Source organism: Kosakonia oryzae (genome assembly GCF_001658025.2).
In the GTDB taxonomy this organism is placed as follows: domain Bacteria; phylum Pseudomonadota; class Gammaproteobacteria; order Enterobacterales; family Enterobacteriaceae; genus Kosakonia; species Kosakonia oryzae.
On sequence record NZ_CP014007.2, the window covers coordinates 4,107,329 to 4,127,236 of the forward strand.

Annotated in this window: 18 protein-coding genes; 13 read left to right on the plus strand and 5 right to left on the minus strand. The window is 54.4% G+C overall.

What is annotated here, in order from left to right; translation table 11 throughout:
* Window positions 1–179: 179 nt before the first annotated feature.
* On the minus strand, window positions 180–497 hold the full coding sequence (gene bolA, locus AWR26_RS19530) for a transcriptional regulator BolA (RefSeq protein WP_043954618.1): 318 nt from the start codon (window positions 495–497) through the stop codon (window positions 180–182).
* Between the two features lie 301 nt (window positions 498–798).
* On the opposite strand from bolA, the gene AWR26_RS19535 reads away from it, so the two are divergent.
* Together AWR26_RS19535 and ampG are read left to right on the plus strand one after the other, a co-directional pair.
* On the plus strand, window positions 799–1,377 hold the full coding sequence (locus AWR26_RS19535; RefSeq protein WP_043954620.1) for a lipoprotein: 579 nt from the start codon (window positions 799–801) through the stop codon (window positions 1,375–1,377).
* A gap of 40 nt (window positions 1,378–1,417) precedes the next feature.
* The gene (ampG, locus tag AWR26_RS19540) at window positions 1,418–2,893 is read left to right on the plus strand and encodes a muropeptide MFS transporter AmpG (RefSeq protein ID WP_064568173.1); all 1,476 of its coding nucleotides are present in this window, start codon (window positions 1,418–1,420) and stop codon (window positions 2,891–2,893) included.
* Between the two features lie 39 nt (window positions 2,894–2,932).
* On the opposite strand, the gene AWR26_RS19545 is transcribed toward ampG, so the two are convergent.
* On the minus strand, window positions 2,933–4,276 hold the full coding sequence (locus tag AWR26_RS19545) for a J domain-containing protein (RefSeq protein WP_064568174.1): 1,344 nt from the start codon (window positions 4,274–4,276) through the stop codon (window positions 2,933–2,935).
* Complete coding sequence (locus AWR26_RS19550) at window positions 4,276–5,979, minus strand: molecular chaperone HscC (protein WP_064568175.1); 1,704 nt, start codon at window positions 5,977–5,979, stop codon at window positions 4,276–4,278. The genes AWR26_RS19545 and AWR26_RS19550 overlap by 1 nt, the downstream gene beginning before the upstream one ends.
* Window positions 5,980–6,529: 550 nt before the next feature.
* Between AWR26_RS19550 and cyoA the strand changes: the two genes are divergently transcribed.
* The 6 genes from cyoA (at window position 6,530) to AWR26_RS19580 (ending at window position 12,874) form a co-directional block, all read left to right on the plus strand.
* Window positions 6,530–7,477, plus strand: coding sequence for a cytochrome o ubiquinol oxidase subunit II (cyoA, locus tag AWR26_RS19555; RefSeq protein WP_064568176.1), 948 nt, complete (start codon window positions 6,530–6,532; stop codon window positions 7,475–7,477).
* Between the two features lie 19 nt (window positions 7,478–7,496).
* Window positions 7,497–9,488 (plus strand): cytochrome o ubiquinol oxidase subunit I, encoded by a 1,992-nt coding sequence (cyoB, locus tag AWR26_RS19560; protein ID WP_064568180.1) that lies wholly within the window; start codon window positions 7,497–7,499, stop codon window positions 9,486–9,488.
* The gene (locus AWR26_RS19565) at window positions 9,478–10,092 is read left to right on the plus strand and encodes a cytochrome o ubiquinol oxidase subunit III (RefSeq protein WP_043954628.1); all 615 of its coding nucleotides are present in this window, start codon (window positions 9,478–9,480) and stop codon (window positions 10,090–10,092) included. Before cyoB ends, AWR26_RS19565 begins: the two co-directional genes overlap by 11 nt.
* Window positions 10,092–10,418 (plus strand): cytochrome o ubiquinol oxidase subunit IV, encoded by a 327-nt coding sequence (locus tag AWR26_RS19570; RefSeq protein ID WP_043954629.1) that lies wholly within the window; start codon window positions 10,092–10,094, stop codon window positions 10,416–10,418. Before AWR26_RS19565 ends, AWR26_RS19570 begins: the two co-directional genes overlap by 1 nt.
* Window positions 10,419–10,429: 11 nt before the next feature.
* Window positions 10,430–11,317, plus strand: coding sequence for a heme o synthase (gene cyoE / locus AWR26_RS19575; RefSeq protein ID WP_064568182.1), 888 nt, complete (start codon window positions 10,430–10,432; stop codon window positions 11,315–11,317).
* Window positions 11,318–11,512: 195 nt separating this feature from the next.
* On the plus strand, window positions 11,513–12,874 hold the full coding sequence (locus AWR26_RS19580) for an MFS transporter (RefSeq protein WP_064568184.1): 1,362 nt from the start codon (window positions 11,513–11,515) through the stop codon (window positions 12,872–12,874).
* Window positions 12,875–12,915: 41 nt separating this feature from the next.
* On the opposite strand, the gene AWR26_RS19585 is transcribed toward AWR26_RS19580, so the two are convergent.
* On the minus strand, window positions 12,916–13,407 hold the full coding sequence (locus AWR26_RS19585) for a YajQ family cyclic di-GMP-binding protein (RefSeq protein ID WP_064568186.1): 492 nt from the start codon (window positions 13,405–13,407) through the stop codon (window positions 12,916–12,918).
* A gap of 139 nt (window positions 13,408–13,546) precedes the next feature.
* On the opposite strand from AWR26_RS19585, the gene panE reads away from it, so the two are divergent.
* Window positions 13,547–14,458, plus strand: coding sequence for a 2-dehydropantoate 2-reductase (gene panE / locus AWR26_RS19590; protein WP_064568188.1), 912 nt, complete (start codon window positions 13,547–13,549; stop codon window positions 14,456–14,458).
* The gene (gene yajL / locus AWR26_RS19595) at window positions 14,421–15,014 is read left to right on the plus strand and encodes a protein deglycase YajL (RefSeq protein ID WP_007373521.1); all 594 of its coding nucleotides are present in this window, start codon (window positions 14,421–14,423) and stop codon (window positions 15,012–15,014) included. Before panE ends, yajL begins: the two co-directional genes overlap by 38 nt.
* A gap of 147 nt (window positions 15,015–15,161) precedes the next feature.
* On the opposite strand, the gene thiI is transcribed toward yajL, so the two are convergent.
* On the minus strand, window positions 15,162–16,610 hold the full coding sequence (gene thiI / locus AWR26_RS19600) for a tRNA uracil 4-sulfurtransferase ThiI (protein ID WP_064568189.1): 1,449 nt from the start codon (window positions 16,608–16,610) through the stop codon (window positions 15,162–15,164).
* A 214-nt stretch (window positions 16,611–16,824) separates the two neighbouring features.
* On the opposite strand from thiI, the gene xseB reads away from it, so the two are divergent.
* From xseB to dxs, 3 genes are read left to right on the plus strand one after another with little or no spacing between them, the layout of a single operon-like run.
* Window positions 16,825–17,067: an exodeoxyribonuclease VII small subunit gene (xseB, locus tag AWR26_RS19605; RefSeq protein WP_043954637.1), complete on the plus strand. Its 243-nt coding sequence runs from the start codon at window positions 16,825–16,827 to the stop codon at window positions 17,065–17,067.
* A 2-nt stretch (window positions 17,068–17,069) separates the two neighbouring features.
* A complete protein-coding gene (gene ispA / locus AWR26_RS19610; RefSeq protein ID WP_043954639.1) occupies window positions 17,070–17,969 on the plus strand; it encodes a (2E,6E)-farnesyl diphosphate synthase in 900 nt (299 codons plus the stop codon).
* A gap of 24 nt (window positions 17,970–17,993) precedes the next feature.
* Entirely contained in the window at window positions 17,994–19,856 is a 1,863-nt protein-coding gene (gene dxs / locus AWR26_RS19615) for a 1-deoxy-D-xylulose-5-phosphate synthase (RefSeq protein WP_064568191.1), read from the plus strand.
* Window positions 19,857–19,908 lie beyond the last annotated feature (52 nt).

Sequence of the window (19,908 nt, forward strand, 5' to 3'; positions counted from 1 at the left end):
ATGAGTCGAGAAGGGGAATGGCGCAATGATGCGCCATTTTTCACACTTCTGAAGCAATTTCGCTCAAAAAATTGCGTTTCTCGCTCAAAATTCAGGCAAAACAAAACGGCCCGCAGGCCGTTTTTACATAATCTGCATGCAACATACTGGAAAAGTTCAGACGGTTGCAACCTGGTTTTCTAAGCGATGCTTCCGGCGCCCCGGCATGCAGGCGAGGTCAGGAGGGTGTCCTGCAAACCTTCCCACTCTTTGAGTGTATAAGTATGCAGCGCAAGGGCATGAATTGTCGTTGCCAGTTCGTCAGTCAACGTACCGTAGATCATACGATGGCGATTAAGAAAACGTTCTCCGGTAAAGCGGTCGCTTACCAGCACCACTTTGAAATGGCTTTCGGAACCCGCCGGAACGTTGTGACGGTAACTTTCATCAACGACTTCAAGTAATACAGGCTCGAATGCCGCTTTCAATTTTGCTTCTATCTGTTCACGCATCATCATGATGTTACGCCTCCGACAACGCTGAGATGCCAGCCATCTCTTTAAATGTTAGCCGCTTTTACCGTTTTCATAACAATAAAACAACAAAAAATTAGCGTTCGTCTGATTTGCCCGCTCAACGCGATGAAGTCTACTAAAAGACGGCGGATTTTTACCATCCCGCTTCAACAACCTGTTTTTTGATGCCGAAAAAGCACAAGGCGATGAATTTACATACGTTGAGGACTTCCCCTTAACGGCGGCGATGTTATGATGACGAGAATTTTTCCCCAAACGCTTACGATCCCTTGAGAGCCTGAACATGTTTAAAAAACTACTCTTCCCGTTGGTCGCTTTATTTATGCTGGCCGGGTGCGCTACCCCGCCGACAACGCTTGAAATTTCTCCGAAAATCACCCTGCCGCAGCAGGATCCGAGCCTGATGGGCGTGACCGTTAGCATTACCGGTGCCGATCAACGTCAGGACCAGGCGCTGGCAAAAGTAACCCGTGACAATCAGCTGGTCACCCTAACCGCCTCCCGCGATCTGCGTTTCCTGTTACAGGAAGTGCTGGAGAAACAGATGACGGCGCGCGGCTATATGATCGGGCCGAACGGCGCGGTAAACCTGCAAATCATTGTTAACCAATTGTATGCCGACGTTTCTCAGGGCAACGTGCGTTACAACATCGCCACCAAAGCGGATATCGCCATCATTGCCACCGCAGCCAATGGCAACAAGATGACGAAAAACTACCGCGCCAGCTATAACGTCGAAGGCGCTTTCCAGGCGACTAACGACAAAATCACTACCGCGGTTAACAGCGTGCTGACCGACACTATCGCGGATATGTCTCAGGACACCAGCGTCCACGATTTCATCAAGCAAAACGCCCGCTAATTGCTGCACTGGCCCGGTTTTACGGGCCAGTTTTTATCTCATGTCGAGCCACTACTTACGCATCTTCACGCAGCCCAAATCAGCGATTCTGCTTATCCTGGGTTTTGCCTCCGGTTTACCCCTTGCCCTGACCAGCGGTACGCTTCAGGCATGGATGACCGTTGAAAACGTCGATCTTAAAACCATCGGTTTCTTCTCGCTGGTCGGCCAGGCCTACGTCTTTAAATTCCTCTGGTCGCCGCTCATGGATCGCTACACGCCGCCGCTATTGGGAAGGCGTCGCGGCTGGCTACTGCTGACGCAACTGATATTGCTGGCCTCCATCGCCGGAATGGGCTTCCTTGATCCGGCCAACCACCTGCGCTGGATGGCAGCGCTGGCTGTGCTGATTGCCTTCTGTTCCGCCTCGCAGGATATTGTGTTCGATGCCTGGAAAACGGATGTCCTGCCTGTTGAAGAGCGCGGCGCTGGCGCAGCCATTAGCGTACTCGGCTATCGCCTTGGCATGCTGGTTTCCGGTGGGCTGGCGCTGTGGCTCGCCGACCGCTGGCTCGGCTGGCAAGGAATGTACTGGCTGATGGCCGCACTGCTGATCCCTTGTATTATTGCCACCCTGCTGGCACCGGAGCCAACGGACACCATCCCGGTGCCGAAAACGCTGGAGCAGGCGGTTGTCGAGCCGCTGCGTGATTTCTTCGGCCGCAATAATGCCTGGCTGATTTTACTGCTGATCGTGCTGTATAAACTCGGCGATGCTTTCGCCATGAGCCTGACGACCACCTTTTTGATTCGCGGCGTCGGGTTTGACGCAGGCGAAGTCGGCGTGGTCAACAAAACGCTGGGGCTGGCAGCAACAATCATTGGCGCGCTGTATGGCGGGGTATTAATGCAGCGCCTCTCTCTGTTCCGCGCGTTAATGATCTTCGGATTTTTACAGGCGGTTTCCAATGCCGGTTACTGGCTGCTGTCTACCACGCAGAAAGATATCGTCAACATGGGTGCCGCCGTGTTCTTCGAGAATCTGTGCGGCGGCATGGGGACGGCGGCATTTGTCGCGTTATTAATGACGCTTTGCAATAAATCCTTCTCCGCAACCCAGTTTGCTCTGCTTTCGGCGCTATCCGCTGTCGGACGCGTGTACGTCGGCCCGCTGGCAGGCTGGTTTGTAGAAACCTACAGTTGGTCAACCTTTTATCTCTTCTCCATCATTGCCGCCGCGCCGGGCCTGCTGCTGCTGGCAATGTGTAAGAGGACGCTGGAATTTACCCAACAGAGCGGGCATTTCATGCCGCGCAGCGAATATCCGTCTGCCTACCGTCTGGCCTTGCGCATACTGAGTGTCGGCTGCCTGCTGCTTAGCGGCTGGCTGGTGGTGCTTATTATAACGGCCAGCGGAATAGCGAACTGGACCATTGGCAGCTGGCTTCTCGAAGGCGGCGCACTGCTGGCGATTGTCGGCATTCTGTTCGGCGGGCTGCTGGATCTGCTGGCGCTGCGCAAAACGCAGTTGATGTGAACACAGCGCTTACCCGATAGCAGGTAAGCGCTGGCGTTATTAATAGAAGAAAAATAGCCCGCGCAGGACGTGGGTGAAGAGCGCCGGTAAAATAATCACGCCGACGGCGGTGATTATTGGCGAAAATTGCTGCAAAAACGCGACGGGTAACATAAACATAAACGCAACCCCTTTGAAGGGCATCGCGTACCACTGATGTCGGTTACGGCTAATTACCCACCAGGCGGGATAAGCCAGCACAGCGGTCAGCATCATGACGCGAGAAACACCTTTGTACACTGGCGGGTAGCTGAAGACCACTTCATATAAATGAAACAGCGGGATCGCCAGCATAATCCATCCCAGTAGCCACAAGAGCGGCAGCACTGCCCTGGCGCTACGTTTTCCCTGCTCATAATACGCCAGTAAAAGCGGCATGACCCATAGATAGACGATAAGACTCCCCACTATCGCCGCAGCCTGCCCTGCCATTGCGGGTGCGACCCGCACCTGTAACCAGGCAGCCACGCCCCAGAACCAGAGCGCTGCAACCTCTCTCCAGCTCAACAAAAAGTGCGGCGAGGAGATATATTCCAGCAGTTCGGGATTCAGACGGTCCAGCAGTTGCGGATAGTGATATTTAATTGTCGCAACATGATTGACCAGTTGTTGCGTGAAACCGGGAATCAGTTTCGCCCACCACGGCACCCTTTTCACCTCGCCAGACAGCAGCCGCCAGGCCAGTTTCGCTTGCCTGTCATTTGTGCTTTGCCGCGCCAGATACGCCCAGTGCTCCTCGGCTTCACTCAGCGCAACTTGCTGTTCAATGGCCTCAACCACCCAGTGCGGGATATGCCTGACGCGATAGCCGTCCAGCTCCCAGCCCATAATATCGGAGACTTCACTGACCAGGCTGCGCGTAATGCCTTTGCGCTCGCTTAACGCCTGCGCCAGCGCAAGGCTGAAAACAGCGCGCGCGTCCAGAGCATCCGGCAGTTCATGATCCAGATACTCACGCAAGGCTTTCAGCGCAGGCATTTCATCGGTTAAGAGCCGGACGGAAAAACGCTCTGCGTCATCTTCCAGCGCCTCGCGTTGCCAGTCGGGTTGCAGGGCGATGTCGTGATGTCCTTCCAGCGTGCGCAGATAATCCTGTGCGCTGGAGAGCGTCACTTCGCTATGGTCAGCTTCGTCCGCTGCGGGTTCATCCTCTTCTTCGTCCTGCCACATCGCCGCATTGCTGGCGTATTGCTTTGCGAGATCGAACGCTTCCCGCAGTTGCTGGTAACCCTGAGGATCTTTATCAGGGCGATGCAGTTTAAGCTGGCGGGCGTAGGCCCGGCGGATAGCGGATTCATCCGTAGTGGCATCGATGCCAAGGGTTTCCCAGATAGTCATCGCCATTACATCCCGTCATCCAGCATCGCTAATGCCCGGCGCAGTTCATCACGCGCCGCAACGATAGCACGCACATCCTGACGATTAAGCGCCATTTCAAACTGCGTGGCGTAGTGGTCGATCAGTTGCCGACGCTGCCCTAAAAGCTGTTCGTAACGGCGTGACGCCTCCGCCAGCAATTGCCGGTTTTCCGGCACATCGCGGGGATGCATTTTCAGGCCATCAAGCTGACGTAAACGTTCGGCGATCTCTTCTTCACTTAACACGCCAGGGGCTTTTTCAATGATCAGCGTTGAAGCAGTGCTTTCGCCCTGCACTTTACATTCCACTTCCAGAATACCGTCCAGCGTATAGGTGAAGCGCACATCGATTTTCACCTCGCCTGCGCGGCGGGCCGGAACCGGAATAGTCATACGATCGAGCAACAAATTGTCGCTGACGCGGCGGGCTTCGCCCTGATAGACCGCGATCACAATATGATCCTGGTTGTCACTCATTGTCTCTACCGTTTCGACAACGCTGACCGGAACAAACGCATTGCGCTCAATCAATGGCATGAAATAGCCGTCGTCTATTTTGCCGCCTTCGAGCCGCCGGGCCACTGCCACACCCAGCGAATAGGGCATCACATCGGTCAATACGATGTCGTCCAGCGCACGGTCTTCAGCGATAAGCCCGGCCTGCATCCCTGCGCCAAGCGCCACGACTTCATCCGGATTAAGTTCATTACGCGGAAAACGGCCAAACATTCGCGTTGCCAGTTGGCGCACCAGTGCCATACGGGTCGCGCCGCCCACCAGGATGACATGATCAAGATCGCGGGGATCAAACTGCGCATCCTGCAAAACCTGCACGACTGTTTTTTTCAGCCGTGAAAGTAACCCGGCAGCCTGCCCGGCAAAGGTTTCGCCGTCCAGTTGCCAGCGGTACGTTTCACCGGCAAAAGCGAGCTGCGCGCTGGCGCTCTCCTGTGCGCTGAGCGCCTGTTTAAGCTCTTCCGCCAGCGAAGTTAATTGCGCCAGGCTGGTTAACGGCGCGTCCTTTAATGCCGGGGAAACGTTTAACATCCACTGGCGAATAAGATCGGTAAAGTCGTCGCCGCCCAGCCAGGCATCGCCGCTGCTGGCACGCACTTCGATCACGCCTTCGAAGATGTCCACGATAGAGACATCAAAAGTGCCGCCGCCGAGATCAAAAATCAGGAACTTTTGCTCGCTGTTATCGGCCAGCCCGTAAGCCAGCGCCGCAGCGGTCGGTTCATTGAGCAGGCGCATCACCTCAAGCCCGGCAAGACGCCCGGCAGCTTTTACTGCCTTGCGTTGCGCGTCATTAAAGTAGGCGGGGACCGTGATCACCGCACGGGTGACCGGACAGCCCAGCGCCACTTCGGCATCGGTTTTGAGTTTACGTAAGATCAGAGCAGACAACTCTTCGGCGCGAAATTGCCGCGCGCCGAGCAGCCAGGTTTTATCCGTGCCCATATAGCGCTTAAAGCTGGCGACCGTCATCTGCGGGTGGCTGACCAGCCGCGCTTTGGCGGCGGCGCCGACCAGCAGGTGTCCCTCATCATCAATGCCGATAACAGAGGGGGTTAAGCGCTCCCCTTGCGCGCCCGGGATCAGCTGCGTGTTGCCCTCAGTGAACCAGGCGACAGCACTATTGGAGGTTCCTAAGTCGATGCCAATAATCGGCGAGGTATTTCCAGCCATCTGAATATCATCCCTTCATAATTAACAATTTCCTGGATTTTTTTGTTTTTAAAATCAATCGCAAGGATAAAAAACCAACTAAATAATTCATGATGGTTATTATTTCGTACAATTCATAACCATTATTTTACTCCAGGCCTAATCGGTTATTTATCGTTATATGTATACATTTTCTTTAATTATTTTGTGCACTATAAATTAAGGACTATTCTTTAACGATTCAGCACTGTTATTAATTATTGGGTTTCACATTAGTTCCAATAATGTACGGTAATTGCTGAATATATGTTAATTATTTGTTTAATTAATTGATTGGTTATACCAACTTACCCTCAGCGCTGATTGTAATGTAATATTTTCGTTATAATCTCAACTTCAGGCTGTGCGAATGCTCGATTTTACAGTTTGTTGCATTTCGTGTGACATAAACGGCAGAACCCAGTAACACCTTACTGACACAGAGCCAAGTATGTTTACAGTAACGTAACCTTTCCGTAAAATGCCCGCACACTTTAAGCGCCACCAGATCCCGTGGAATTGAGGTCGTTAAATGAGACTCAGGAAATACAATAAAAGTTTGGGATGGTTGTCATTAATCGCCAGCACTGTTTTACTCAGTGGTTGCGATTCTGCACTTCTTGACCCCAAAGGACAGATTGGACTGGAGCAACGTTCGCTGATACTGACGGCTTTTGGCCTGATGTTGATTGTCGTTATTCCCGCCATCTTGATGGCCGTTGGTTTCGCCTGGAAGTATCGTGCGAGCAATAAAGATGCGAAGTATAGCCCGAACTGGTCACACTCCAATAAAGTGGAAGCTGTGGTCTGGACGGTGCCGATTCTGATCATCCTGTTCCTTGCTGTACTGACGTGGAAAACCACCCACTCGCTCGAACCGAGCAAACCGCTGGCACATGACGAACACCCAATTACCATTGAAGTGGTCGCTATGGACTGGAAATGGTTCTTCATCTACCCGGAACAGGGCATTGCTACCGTTAATGAAATCGCCTTCCCGGCGAACACACCGGTAGAGTTCAAAGTGACCTCCAACTCCGTGATGAACTCGTTCTTTATTCCGCGTCTGGGCAGCCAGATCTACGCAATGGCCGGTATGCAGACCAAACTGCATCTCATCGCCAACGAAGCAGGTACGTACGATGGCATTTCCGCCAGCTATAGCGGCCCGGGCTTCTCTGGCATGAAGTTTAAAGCCATTGCTACGCCGGACCGCGCCGCATTCGACCAGTGGGTCGCAAAAGCGAAACAATCTTCAAACACCCTGCCAGATATGGCGGCGTATGAGAAAGTTGCTGCGCCAAGCGAATACAACAAGGTTGAATACTTCTCCAGCGTGAAACCCGATTTGTTTAAAGACGTTATCAACAAATTTATGGGCCACGGCAAGAGCATGGACATGACCCAACCGGAAGGCGAGCATAACGCGCACGAAGGAATGGAAGGCATGGACATGAGCCACGCGGAAACCTCTCACTAAGGGGTCGAGGAAGAAAACGATGTTCGGAAAACTTACACTGGATGCAGTGCCGTACCATGAACCCATTATCATGGTCACGGTTGCTGCGATTATCGTCGGCGGTCTGGCGGTAGTTGGCCTGATCTCTTACTTCGGTAAGTGGTCCTGGCTGTGGAAAGAATGGTTGACCTCTGTTGACCACAAACGCCTTGGTATCATGTACGTCCTCGTGGCCGTTGTGATGCTGCTGCGCGGCTTCGCAGATGCTGTCATGATGCGTAGCCAGCAGGCGCTGGCCTCTGCGGGTGAAGCGGGCTTCCTGCCGCCTCACCACTACGATCAGGTCTTCACCGCTCACGGTGTGATCATGATCTTCTTCGTGGCAATGCCATTCGTTATCGGTCTGATGAACCTGGTGGTTCCATTGCAGATCGGTGCGCGCGACGTTGCGTTTCCGTTCCTGAACAACCTGAGCTTCTGGTTCACGGTTGTGGGCGTCATTCTGGTCAACATCTCTCTGGGCGTCGGTGAGTTCGCGCAGACCGGTTGGCTGGCTTATCCGCCGCTTTCGGGAATTGAATACAGCCCTGGCGTTGGGGTCGATTACTGGATCTGGAGTCTCCAGCTCTCGGGTATCGGTACGACGCTGACCGGTATCAACTTCTTCGTGACCATTCTGAAGATGCGTGCGCCGGGCATGACGATGTTCAAAATGCCGGTATTTACCTGGGCATCTTTGTGCGCCAACGTGCTGATTATCGCATCGTTCCCAATTCTGACTGTCACCATTGCGCTGCTGACCCTGGATCGCTATCTGGGCACCCATTTCTTTACCAACGATATGGGTGGCAACATGATGATGTACATCAACCTGATTTGGGCCTGGGGTCACCCGGAAGTGTACATTCTGGTGCTGCCGGTCTTCGGGGTGTTCTCCGAAATCACCGCCACCTTCTCGCGTAAACGCCTGTTTGGTTACACCTCGCTGGTGTGGGCGACCGTATGTATTACCGTACTGTCGTTCATCGTTTGGCTGCACCACTTCTTCACCATGGGTGCTGGCGCGAACGTAAACGCCTTCTTTGGTATCACCACGATGATTATCGCCATCCCGACCGGGGTGAAGATCTTCAACTGGCTGTTCACCATGTACCAGGGCCGCATTGTGTTCCACTCCTCTATGCTGTGGACCATCGGCTTTATCGTGACCTTCTCCGTAGGTGGGATGACCGGCGTGCTGCTGGCGGTTCCGGGCGCAGACTTCGTACTGCACAACAGCCTGTTCCTGATTGCGCACTTCCATAACGTTATCATCGGCGGCGTGGTCTTCGGTTGCTTCGCAGGTCTGACTTACTGGTGGCCAAAAGCCTTCGGTTACACCCTGAATGAAACCTGGGGTAAACGCGCGTTCTGGTTCTGGATCATCGGCTTCTTCGTTGCATTTATGCCGCTGTACGTGCTGGGCTTTATGGGTATGACCCGTCGCCTGAGCCAGCAGATTGATCCGCAGTTCCACACCATGCTGATGGTCGCAGCCTGCGGTGCGGCGCTGATTGCTATCGGTATCCTGTGTCTGCTGATTCAGATCTACGTTTCTATTCGCGACCGCGATCAGAACCGTGACCTGACCGGTGACCCGTGGGGTGGCCGTACGCTGGAGTGGGCAACCTCCTCTCCTCCGCCGTTCTACAACTTTGCTCATGTCCCGCACATTCACGAACGTGATGCGTTCTGGGAAATGAAAGAGAAAGGCGAAGCGTACAAAAAACCTGCGCAGTATGAAGAAATTCATATGCCGAAAAACAGCGGTGCCGGCATTGTTATCGCCGCGTTTGCAACCGTGTTTGGTTTCGCCATGATCTGGCATATCTGGTGGATGGCTATCGTTGGTTTCGCTGGCATCATCATCAGCTGGATTGTGAAGAGCTTCGACGAGGACGTGGATTACTACGTACCGGTTGCAGAAATCGAGAAACTGGAAAACCAGCATTTCGATGAGATCACTAAAGCAGGGCTGAAAAATGGCAACTGATACTCTGACCAACGCGCACGCCCACGCGCACGAACACGGGCACCACGATGCAGGGCCGAATAAAGTCTTCGGTTTCTGGATCTACCTGATGAGCGACTGCATTCTGTTCTGCTGTCTGTTCGCGACCTATGCCGTTCTGGTGAACGGCACTGCGGGCGGCCCGACCGGTAAGGACATTTTCGAGCTGCCGTTCGTACTGGTTGAAACCGCGCTGCTGTTGTTCAGCTCCATCACCTACGGCATGGCGGCCATCGCCATGTACAAAAACAACAAAAGCCAGGTTGTTGCCTGGCTGGCGTTGACCTGGTTGTTTGGCGCAGGCTTTATCGGGATGGAACTCTATGAGTTCCACCACCTGATTGCCGAAGGCATGGGTCCGGATCGCAGCGGCTTCCTGTCAGCGTTCTTCGCGCTGGTAGGCACCCACGGTCTGCACGTGACCTCGGGTCTGATCTGGATGGCGGTTCTGATGTTCCAGATTTCCCGTCGCGGCCTGACCAGCACTAACCGTACCCGTATCATGTGCCTGAGCCTGTTCTGGCACTTCCTGGACGTGGTGTGGATCTGCGTGTTCTCTGTTGTTTATCTGATGGGGGCGATGTAATGAGTCATTCTAACGATCATGGCGCTTCCCACGGCAGCGTAAAAACCTATATGACAGGTTTCATCCTGTCGATCATCCTGACGCTAATCCCGTTCTGGATGGTGATGAACGGTTCTGCTTCTAAGCCGGTGCTTCTGGGCGTTGTCCTGGTTACCGCCGTAGTTCAGATTCTGGTGCATCTGGTTTGCTTCCTGCACATGAACACCAAGTCTGATGAAGGCTGGAACCTTACCGCCTTTATCTTTACCGTGATTATCATCGCTATCCTGGTAGTCGGTTCCATCTGGATTATGTGGAACCTCAACTACAACATGATGGTTCACTAAGAGCGGCGAGTATGTTTAAGCAATACCTGCAAGTTACGAAACCGGGCATTATTTTTGGCAATCTGATCTCCGTGATTGGGGGGTTCCTGTTGGCTTCCAAAGGCCACATCGACTATCCCCTGTTCCTCTACACGCTGATTGGCGTGTCGTTGGTGGTCGCCTCTGGTTGTGTATTTAACAACTACATCGATCGTGACATCGATAAAAAGATGGAACGAACGAAAAACCGGGTGCTGGTCAGAGGGCTGATCTCGCCAAAAGTCTCGCTGGTGTACGCCGCCTTGTTGGGTATTGCTGGCTTTATGCTGCTGTGGTTCGGCGCCAACCCGCTGGCCTGCTGGCTGGGGGTAATGGGGTTTGTGGTTTATGTCGGCGTTTACAGCCTGTACATGAAACGCCACTCTGTTTACGGCACGCTGATTGGTTCTCTCTCCGGCGCTGCGCCGCCGGTGATTGGCTACTGTGCGGTCACCAACGAGTTCGATAGCGGTGCGGCAATTCTGCTGGCGATTTTCAGCCTGTGGCAAATGCCTCACTCTTATGCCATCGCGATTTTCCGCTTTAAGGATTATCAGGCAGCGAACATTCCGGTACTGCCGGTGGTGAAAGGCATTTCCGTGGCCAAAAACCATATCACGCTGTACATCATGGCGTTTGCTATTGCCACGCTGATGCTGTCGCTGGGCGGCTATGCCGGGTACAAATATCTTGTCGTTGCTGCTGCGGTAAGCCTCTGGTGGCTGGGCATGGCGCTGCGCGGTTACAAAGTGGAAGACGACAAAGTATGGGCGCGCAAACTGTTTGTGTTCTCCATTGTTGCTATCACTTCCCTTTCCGTGATGATGTCCGTGGACTTTATGGTGCCGGATTCACATAGCCTGCTGACATACGTCTGGTAAGTTTGCTGCACCACACTGGAAAAACCGGGGAAACCCGGTTTTTTTTCGTCCGGAGTAAGCCCTTTGCTGGCTCTGTGACGGTGAAGTCAATAACAGGACGAACTCTAAGGATATGTAATATTTGTTAAATAACCGCATGTTTACCCTACCCTGCCGCCGCACTACACTATGTCCGGTTTTTAAATTGAGGTGGTAATGAACGATTATAAAATGACGCCGGGCGAGTTGCGCGCCACCTGGGGTTTAGGGACTGTATTCTCACTGCGCATGCTCGGCATGTTTATGGTCCTGCCCGTTCTGACCACATACGGCATGGCGTTGCAGGGAGCATCGGAAGCCCTGATTGGGCTGGCGATCGGCATCTACGGCCTGGCCCAGGCGGTATTTCAGATCCCCTTCGGGCTGCTGTCGGATCGCATCGGCCGCAAGCCGCTGATTGTCGGTGGGCTGGCGATCTTCGTGCTGGGCAGCGTGATTGCCGCGCTCACCGATTCCATCTGGGGCATTATTCTTGGCCGAGCGCTGCAGGGCTCCGGGGCGATTGCCGCCGCCGTGATGGCGCTATTGTCGGATCTCACTCGCGAGCAAAATCGCACCAAGGCGATGGCGTTTATCGGCGTCAGCTTCGGCATCACGTTCGCCATTGCCATGGTTTTAGGGCCGATCATTACCCATCTTTTAGGCCTGCATGCGCTGTTCTGGATGATTGCCGTGCTGGCGACGATCGGCATCATCCTGACGCTGTGGGTCGTGCCGGACAGCAAACACCATGTACGCAACCGCGAATCGGGAATGGTTAAAGATTGCTTTAGCATGGTGATCGTCAATCCAAAGCTGCTGAAGCTGAACTTTGGCATTATGTGCCTGCATATCCTGCTGATGTCGACGTTTGTGGCGCTGCCCGGTCAGCTTGAATCGGCCGGTTTTCCGGCTTCAGAGCACTGGAAAATCTATCTCGTCACCATGCTTATCTCGTTTGCTTCGGTAGTGCCGTTTATTATCTACGCCGAAGTGAAACGCCGGATGAAGCGCGTTTTTGTGCTCTGCGTTGCGCTACTGCTGATTGCGGAAATCGTGCTGTGGGGCGCCGGCGCTTACTTCTGGGAAATTGTGATTGGCGTACAGATCTTCTTCCTCGCCTTTAACTTGATGGAAGCGCTACTGCCGTCGTTAATCAGTAAAGAAGCGCCAGCTGGTTATAAAGGAACGGCAATGGGCATTTACTCCACCAGCCAGTTTCTCGGCGTCGCTATTGGCGGCGCGGTCGGCGGCTGGGTGGATGGCTTATTTGACTCACAAATGGTGTTCCTGTTTGGTGCATTGTTGGCCGTGGTCTGGCTGCTGGTTGCCAGCAGCATGCAGGAGCCGCCCTATGTCAGCAGCCTGCGTATCGCCATTCCTGACGATGTGGCTATTGATGACGCGCTACAGCAGCGTCTGCAGGCAACAGCGGGGGTCAGTGAAGTATTGGTCGTGGCGGAAGAGCGTAGCGCTTACGTGAAGATCGACAGCAAAGTGACAAACCGCTTTGAAGTCGAACAGGCCGTCGCAGGTTAAGTCGGCCATTTTCCCCTCCCCTGGCGGGAGGGGAAAAGCGATTAATCGCGGAAGTTTTTGAACTGGAACGGCTGGCCCAGCTTGCCGCCGCGCACTAATGCCATCACCGCCTGCAGATCGTCACGGGATTTCCCGGTCACGCGGATCTCTTCACCCTGAATCTGCGCCTGCACTTTCAGTTTGCTGTCTTTAATCAGCTTGATGATTTTCTTCGCCGTCGGCGCATCGATCCCCTGCTTCAGCTTTGCTTCCACAAACCAGTTTTTCCCGCTGTGGACGAACTCTTCCGGCACATCCAGCGATGCCCCTTCAATGCCGCGTTTCAGCAGCTTGGCACGTAAAATATCCAGCAACTGGTTCACCTGGAAATCAGATTCGCTCAGTACCTTAATGGTCTGTTTTTCTTCATTCAGTTCGAATGTGGCTTCAACGTTGCGAAAATCAAAGCGTGTTGCGACTTCACGGGTCGCATTCTCAACACCGTTTTGCACTTCGCGCATTTCAACTTCGGAAACGATATCGAAAGATGGCATCTTTTCTTCTCCCTCTCTATTTGTTGCGATGCATAATACCCGCAACGAGGTATAACTCAACTTGTAATACTGGAAGCATAGCCGACAGCACTATAATGGTTGAAGTAACACCTGGCGCAGTTGCAGGTGAGGAGGAACAATGAGAATTACCGTACTCGGTTGCGGTGCTTTAGGGCAATTGTGGTTAACAGCGCTGTGTAAACAGGGACATGAAGTACAGGGCTGGTTACGCGTACCTCAGCCTTTTTGCAGTGTGAATGTCGTGGAAGAAGACGGCACGGTTTTTAATGAGTCCCTGACGGCTAACGATCCTGAATTTTTAGCCCGTAGCGATCTGCTGCTGGTGACGCTGAAAGCCTGGCAAGTTTCTGATGCGGTAAAAAGCCTGGCAACTGCGCTTTCTCCCGCGACGCCGGTACTGCTGATTCACAATGGTATGGGCACCGTGGAAGAGTTAAAAGCGCTGCCGAATCCCCTGCTGATTGGCACCACGACGCACGCTGCTCGCCGCGATGGTAACGTGATTGTGCATGTGGCCAGCGGCACTACGCATATTGGCCCGGCGCGGCAGCAGGACGGTGAATTCAGTGCGCTGGCAGATACCCTGCAAGAAGCGCTGCCGGATGTCGCCTGGCACAACACTATTCGCCCGGCGCTGTGGCGCAAGCTGGCGGTGAACTGCGTAATCAATCCGCTGACCGCCCTGCACGACTGCAAAAATGGCAATCTGCGCGAATTTCCCGATGAGGTGGCAAAAATCACCCGCGAAGTGGCTGCCGTTATCGAACGTGAAGGCCACCACATCTCTGCGGATGATTTGCTGAGTTATGTGAACCAGATTATCGAAAATACAGCGGAAAATATTTCATCAATGCTCCAGGATGTACGCGCCTTGCGGCACACCGAGAGCGATTATATTACTGGCTACCTGCTCAGACGCGCCCGCGCGCACGGTATCGCGGTGCCGGAAAACGCCCGTCTGTATGAAATGATTAAACGTAAGGAGAGTGAGTATGAGCGCATCAGCTCTGATATGCCTCGCCCCTGGTAGTGAAGAGACCGAAGCGGTCACGACTATCGATCTGCTGGTGCGCGGTGGTATTGCTGTCACTACCGCCAGCGTCGCCAGCGACGGCAACCTGGTTATCACCTGCTCACGCGGGGTTAAACTGCTGGCCGATGCGCCGCTGGTTGAAGTGGCGGATGGTGATTTCGATGCGATCGTGTTGCCGGGCGGCCTGAAAGGCGCGGAGTGCTTCCGCGACAGCCCGCTGCTGGTCGAAACCGTTCGCCAGTTCCACCTTTCCGGGCGCATTGTTGCCGCCATTTGTGCCGCCGCCGGTACAGTACTGGTGCCACATCAGCTCTTCCCGATTGGCAATATGACCGGTTTCCCGGGATTGAAAGAGACGATCCCGCCCGAACAGTGGCAGGATAAGCGAGTGGTGTGGGATCCTCGGGTGAATTTATTGACCAGCCAGGGGCCAGGCACAGCCATTGATTTTGGCCTGAAGATTATTGATCTGCTGGTCGGGCGCGAAAAAGCTCATGAAGTGGCGTCGCAGTTGGTGATGGCGGCGGGGATTTATAACTACTACGAAGCGTAAACATGGCAGTGCCCGGGGGCGCTGTTTGCCGAATAGCGCGGACGCTTATCCGGCCTACAACCGGGACTTGCCCTTCGGAACACAACCGGGCTCAGGCTCGTGCCCTTGCAGGCCGGATGAAGGCGAAGCCGCCATCCGGCATTCTGTTTACGGGCGATAAACCTTCACATTCTGGAAGCCTTGCTCACGCAGATAGAGCGCCTGCAAGCGGCTCATCACGCCACGCTCACACCACAGCAGCCAGGTTTTGTTCTGATCGAGATCGCCAAACTTCGTGCTCAGCTTGTAGAACGGCAGCGACACCACATCAACGCCTTCCAGCTTCAGCGGCTTATCATCCTGTTCGTCAATCGAACGGATATCCAGCACCACATCGTTCGGGCCGAAACCGTTAACCGTTTCAACTTCCACCACCTCTTGCTGGGTTTGCTGAGCGATTTCGCGGATATCAATATTGCTGGCTTCCTCCACAACCTGGTCGAGGATAGCGAAATCAAAGTGCGCTTCTTCCGCTTCGATCTTCGCTTTCACCGCCTTTACCGTTGGGCTTTTGGAGATCACGCCGCAATATTCCGGCATCGTGCGGGCAAAATCCTCGGTGCCGATTTCACGCGCCAGATCGATAATGTGCTCTTTATCGTAAGAGATGAGCGGGCGCAGGATCAGCGTATCGGAGACGTTATCAATCAGACGCAGGTTGGTCAGCGTCTGGCTGGAAACCTGTCCCAGCGCTTCACCGGTCACCAGCGCCTGTACGCCGTAACGTTCAGCGACTTTCGACGCGGCGCGCACCATCATACGTTTCAGCACCACGCCCATCTGACCATCATCGACTTTTTCAAGGATCTCGCCGACCACCGGTTCAAAATTGATTGCCACAAAACGCACGCGGTGCGAACTGCCAAAGCGGTTCCACAGATAATGCGCCACCTGGCGAACGCCAATTTCATGGGCGGCGCCGCCGAGATTAAAGAAGCAGTAGTGTACGCGGCAACCGCGACGCATCAGCATATAGCTGGAAACGCCGGAGTCGAAACCGCCGGAAATCAGCGACAGAACATCTTCCTGGGTGCCAATCGGGAAGCCGCCAATCCCTTCATAACGGCCTTTAACCAGCAGCAGACGATCATCTTCGATTTCCAGATTCACCGTCACATCCGGGTGCGTCAGCTTCACGCGCGCAGATTCGACATGCTGGTTCAGCCCGCCGCCTACGTAACGTTCCACTTCAATAGAGCTGAATTCATGTTTACCACGGCGTTTCACGCGCACGCAGAAGGTTTTACCTTCAATCTGCTCGCGATACTGCACCAGCGCTTTCTCAAAAATATCGTGCAGAGAAGTGAAAGGCACATCTTCCACTTCCAGAATATGGTGGATCCCCGGAATGCGGGTCAGCGCGTCGCGAATAGCCAGACGCTGGTTTTCATCTTTGGCGCGGACTTCGATATGGTCCCAGTGGCGCACAACGGCAAGGGTTTCGTCGTAGTGCTTCAGAACGTTACGAATGTTCCCGGTCAGAATTTTAATAAAGCGCAAGCGCACAGATTGGCTTTTGATGGTGATTTCCGGGAACAATTTAATGATAAACTTCATGGCGGCAATGGTTCGTTGGCAAGCCCGACTGGGCCTGTAAGGGAAAATAATACAGCAGCCCATACCCGCGGCTGCATCCAGGCGCGGAAGTATACCACCATCGAATAGACCTTGCGCAATGCATTACCCTTGAGCGTAATTGGCTAAGTGCCACGACTCCGCTACCATAGCTAAATTGAGTCAGGATGAATAATAGAAGAGTCAGACATTCACTATGCCAAAGAAAAACGAAGCACCAGCCAGTTTCGAAACAGCGCTGAACGAGCTGGAACAGATTGTCACTCGTCTTGAAAGCGGCGATCTTCCGCTCGAAGAGGCACTCAATGAATTCGAACGTGGCGTACAACTGGCGCGCCAGGGGCAGGTAAAGTTACAGCAGGCGGAGCAGCGCGTGCAGATCCTGCTTTCCGATTCCGAAGAGGCGCCGTTAAAGCCTTTCGCACCGGATGCTGAATAACGATGGATTTTAATCAACAATTGCAGGCCTGCGTCGATCGGGCCAATGACGCGCTGCGCCGTTTTATCGCTCCGTTGCCCTTTCAGAACACTCCTCTGGTTGACGCTATCCAGTATGGCGCACTATTAGGTGGTAAACGTCTGCGTCCGTTTCTGGTTTACGCAACCGGCTCGATGTTCGGCGTCAGCCAGCAAACGCTGGATGCGCCCGCGGCGGCCGTGGAGTGCATCCATGCTTACTCGCTGATCCATGACGATCTGCCTGCGATGGACGACGACGATTTACGCCGTGGCCTGCCGACCTGCCATATTAAATTTGGCGAAGCCAATGCCATTCTTGCGGGAGATGCATTGCAGACGCTGGCTTTCTCGATTCTCGCCGATGCGCCGATGCCGGAAGTGGCGGCACACGATCGGCTGGCGATGGTATCAACCCTTGCGATCTCCAGCGGCGTGGCCGGCATGTGCGGAGGCCAGGCGCTGGATCTGGCGGCTGAAGGCGAGCAAATCTCGCTGGAAGCGCTGGAGCAGATCCATCGCCACAAAACCGGTGCGCTGATCCGTGCGGCAGTAAAAATGGGCGCGCTGAGCGCGGGCGACAGAGGCCGGGAAGCCCTACCTCAGCTCGATCGCTACGCCCAAAGCATCGGTCTGGCGTTCCAGGTTCAGGATGACATCCTGGATGTGGTCGGCGATACTGCCACCCTTGGTAAACGCCAGGGCGCCGATCAGCACCTGGGGAAAAGTACCTATCCCGCACTTCTGGGTCTTGAGCAAGCCCGGACAAAAGCCCGCGACCTGATTGACGATGCCCGACAGGCGCTTAGCCTGCTGGCTGCACAGTCGCTTGATACGACGGCACTGGAAGCACTGGCGAATTATATAATCCAGCGTGATAAATAAAACGACACACTAGATGAGTTGCTGATGAGTTTTGATATAGCCAAATACCCGACGCTGGCGCTGGTAGATACCACACAAGAGTTGCGTCTGCTGCCGAAAGAGAGTCTGCCGAAGCTGTGCGACGAACTGCGTCGCTATCTGCTTGACAGTGTAAGCCGCTCCAGCGGGCACTTCGCCTCCGGGCTTGGCACGGTCGAACTGACCGTCGCGTTACATTACGTCTACAACACGCCGTTCGATCAGTTAATCTGGGACGTCGGCCACCAGGCCTATCCGCACAAAATTCTTACCGGGCGTCGCGACAAAATCGACACCATCCGGCAGAAAAACGGTCTGCATCCGTTCCCATGGCGCGGCGAAAGCGAATACGACGTTCTCAGCGTGGGTCACTCCTCCACCTCTATCAGCGCAGGAATTGGCGTTGCCGTCGCCGCCGCCAAAGAGGGCAAGCAGCGCCGCACCGTCTGCGTCATTGGCGATGGCGCGATCACTGCTGGTATGGCCTTCGAAGCGATGAACCACGCCGGTGATATCCGCCCGGATATGCTGGTAGTGTTGAATGACAACGAGATGTCGATTTCCGAGAACGTCGGCGCGCTGAACAATCACCTGGCGCAGTTGCTCTCCGGCAAGCTCTACTCCACCCTGCGCGAAGGCGGCAAAAAAGTGCTTTCCGGCGTACCGCCGATCAAAGAGTTGATCAAGCGTACCGAAGAACATATCAAAGGTATGGTCGTGCCGGGCACCCTGTTTGAAGAGCTGGGCTTTAACTACATTGGCCCGGTGGACGGTCACGATGTGCTGGGGCTGGTGCAGACCCTGCGCAATATGCGCGATCTGAAAGGTCCGCAGTTCCTGCATATTATGACCAAAAAAGGGCGCGGCTATGAACCGGCCGAAAAAGATCCGATCACCTTCCACGCGGTGCCGAAATTCGATCCGACCAGCGGTACGCTGCCGAAAAGCAGCGGTGGCATGCCGAGTTATTCGAAGATTTTCGGCGACTGGCTGTGCGAAACCGCCGCCAAAGACGACAAGCTGATGGCGATCACGCCAGCGATGCGTGAAGGTTCCGGCATGGTCGAATTTTCACGCAAATACCCGGATCAATATTTTGATGTGGCCATTGCCGAGCAGCATGCCGTGACTTTCGCGGCCGGGCTGGCGATTGGCGGCTACAAACCGGTGGTGGCGATCTACTCCACTTTCCTGCAACGCGCCTATGATCAGGTGATCCACGATGTGGCGATCCAGAAACTGCCGGTGCTGTTTGCCATCGATCGCGCCGGGATTGTCGGTGCCGACGGGCAGACGCACCAGGGTGCTTTTGATATCTCCTACCTGCGCTGTATCCCGGAGATGGTCATCATGACGCCAAGCGATGAAAACGAGTGCCGCCAGATGCTGTTTACCGGCTATCACTATGCCGATGGCCCAAGCGCCGTACGTTACCCGCGCGGCAATGCCGTTGGTGTACCGCTGGAGCCACTGGAGAAACTGCCGATCGGTAAAGGCGTGGTGAAACGCCAGGGCGAGAAGCTGGCGATTCTGAACTTCGGTACATTATTGCCGGAAGCGCAAAAAGCCGCCGAAGCCCTGAACGCCACGCTTATCGACATGCGTTTTGCCAAACCGCTGGATGAAGCGCTGATACTGGAAACCGCTGCGCGTCATGACTCGCTGGTGACGCTGGAAGAGAATGCTATCGCAGGCGGCGCAGGCAGCGGCGTCAACGAAGTGCTGATGGCGCACCGCAAACCGGTGCCGGTGCTCAATCTCGGCCTGCCGGATTTCTTCATCCCGCAGGGTACGCAGGATGAAGCCCGCGCCGATCTGGGGCTGAACGCCGCAGGCATCGAATCCCGCATCCGCAACTGGCTCGCCTGATCCTCCCCTGCCGCTCCTGCTATGCTTAAACGTAAGTTTTTCATAGCAGGAG

What these genes read in the sequence shown, in the direction of transcription:
- thiI (WP_064568189.1), bottom strand. Translation starts at nt 16,610, where the DNA reads ATGAAGTTTATCATTAAATTGTTCCCGGAAATCACCATCAAAAGCCAA.
- cyoB (WP_064568180.1), top strand. Translation starts at nt 7,497, where the DNA reads ATGTTCGGAAAACTTACACTGGATGCAGTGCCGTACCATGAACCCATT.
- xseB (WP_043954637.1), top strand. Translation starts at nt 16,825, where the DNA reads ATGCCAAAGAAAAACGAAGCACCAGCCAGTTTCGAAACAGCGCTGAAC.
- AWR26_RS19535 (WP_043954620.1), top strand. Translation starts at nt 799, where the DNA reads ATGTTTAAAAAACTACTCTTCCCGTTGGTCGCTTTATTTATGCTGGCC.
- cyoA (WP_064568176.1), top strand. Translation starts at nt 6,530, where the DNA reads ATGAGACTCAGGAAATACAATAAAAGTTTGGGATGGTTGTCATTAATC.
- bolA (WP_043954618.1), bottom strand. Translation starts at nt 497, where the DNA reads ATGATGATGCGTGAACAGATAGAAGCAAAATTGAAAGCGGCATTCGAG.
- ispA (WP_043954639.1), top strand. Translation starts at nt 17,070, where the DNA reads ATGGATTTTAATCAACAATTGCAGGCCTGCGTCGATCGGGCCAATGAC.
- AWR26_RS19545 (WP_064568174.1), bottom strand. Translation starts at nt 4,276, where the DNA reads ATGGCGATGACTATCTGGGAAACCCTTGGCATCGATGCCACTACGGAT.
- AWR26_RS19550 (WP_064568175.1), bottom strand. Translation starts at nt 5,979, where the DNA reads ATGGCTGGAAATACCTCGCCGATTATTGGCATCGACTTAGGAACCTCC.
- yajL (WP_007373521.1), top strand. Translation starts at nt 14,421, where the DNA reads ATGAGCGCATCAGCTCTGATATGCCTCGCCCCTGGTAGTGAAGAGACC.
- AWR26_RS19570 (WP_043954629.1), top strand. Translation starts at nt 10,092, where the DNA reads ATGAGTCATTCTAACGATCATGGCGCTTCCCACGGCAGCGTAAAAACC.
- dxs (WP_064568191.1), top strand. Translation starts at nt 17,994, where the DNA reads ATGAGTTTTGATATAGCCAAATACCCGACGCTGGCGCTGGTAGATACC.
- AWR26_RS19565 (WP_043954628.1), top strand. Translation starts at nt 9,478, where the DNA reads ATGGCAACTGATACTCTGACCAACGCGCACGCCCACGCGCACGAACAC.
- AWR26_RS19585 (WP_064568186.1), bottom strand. Translation starts at nt 13,407, where the DNA reads ATGCCATCTTTCGATATCGTTTCCGAAGTTGAAATGCGCGAAGTGCAA.
- AWR26_RS19580 (WP_064568184.1), top strand. Translation starts at nt 11,513, where the DNA reads ATGAACGATTATAAAATGACGCCGGGCGAGTTGCGCGCCACCTGGGGT.
- panE (WP_064568188.1), top strand. Translation starts at nt 13,547, where the DNA reads ATGAGAATTACCGTACTCGGTTGCGGTGCTTTAGGGCAATTGTGGTTA.
- ampG (WP_064568173.1), top strand. Translation starts at nt 1,418, where the DNA reads ATGTCGAGCCACTACTTACGCATCTTCACGCAGCCCAAATCAGCGATT.
- cyoE (WP_064568182.1), top strand. Translation starts at nt 10,430, where the DNA reads ATGTTTAAGCAATACCTGCAAGTTACGAAACCGGGCATTATTTTTGGC.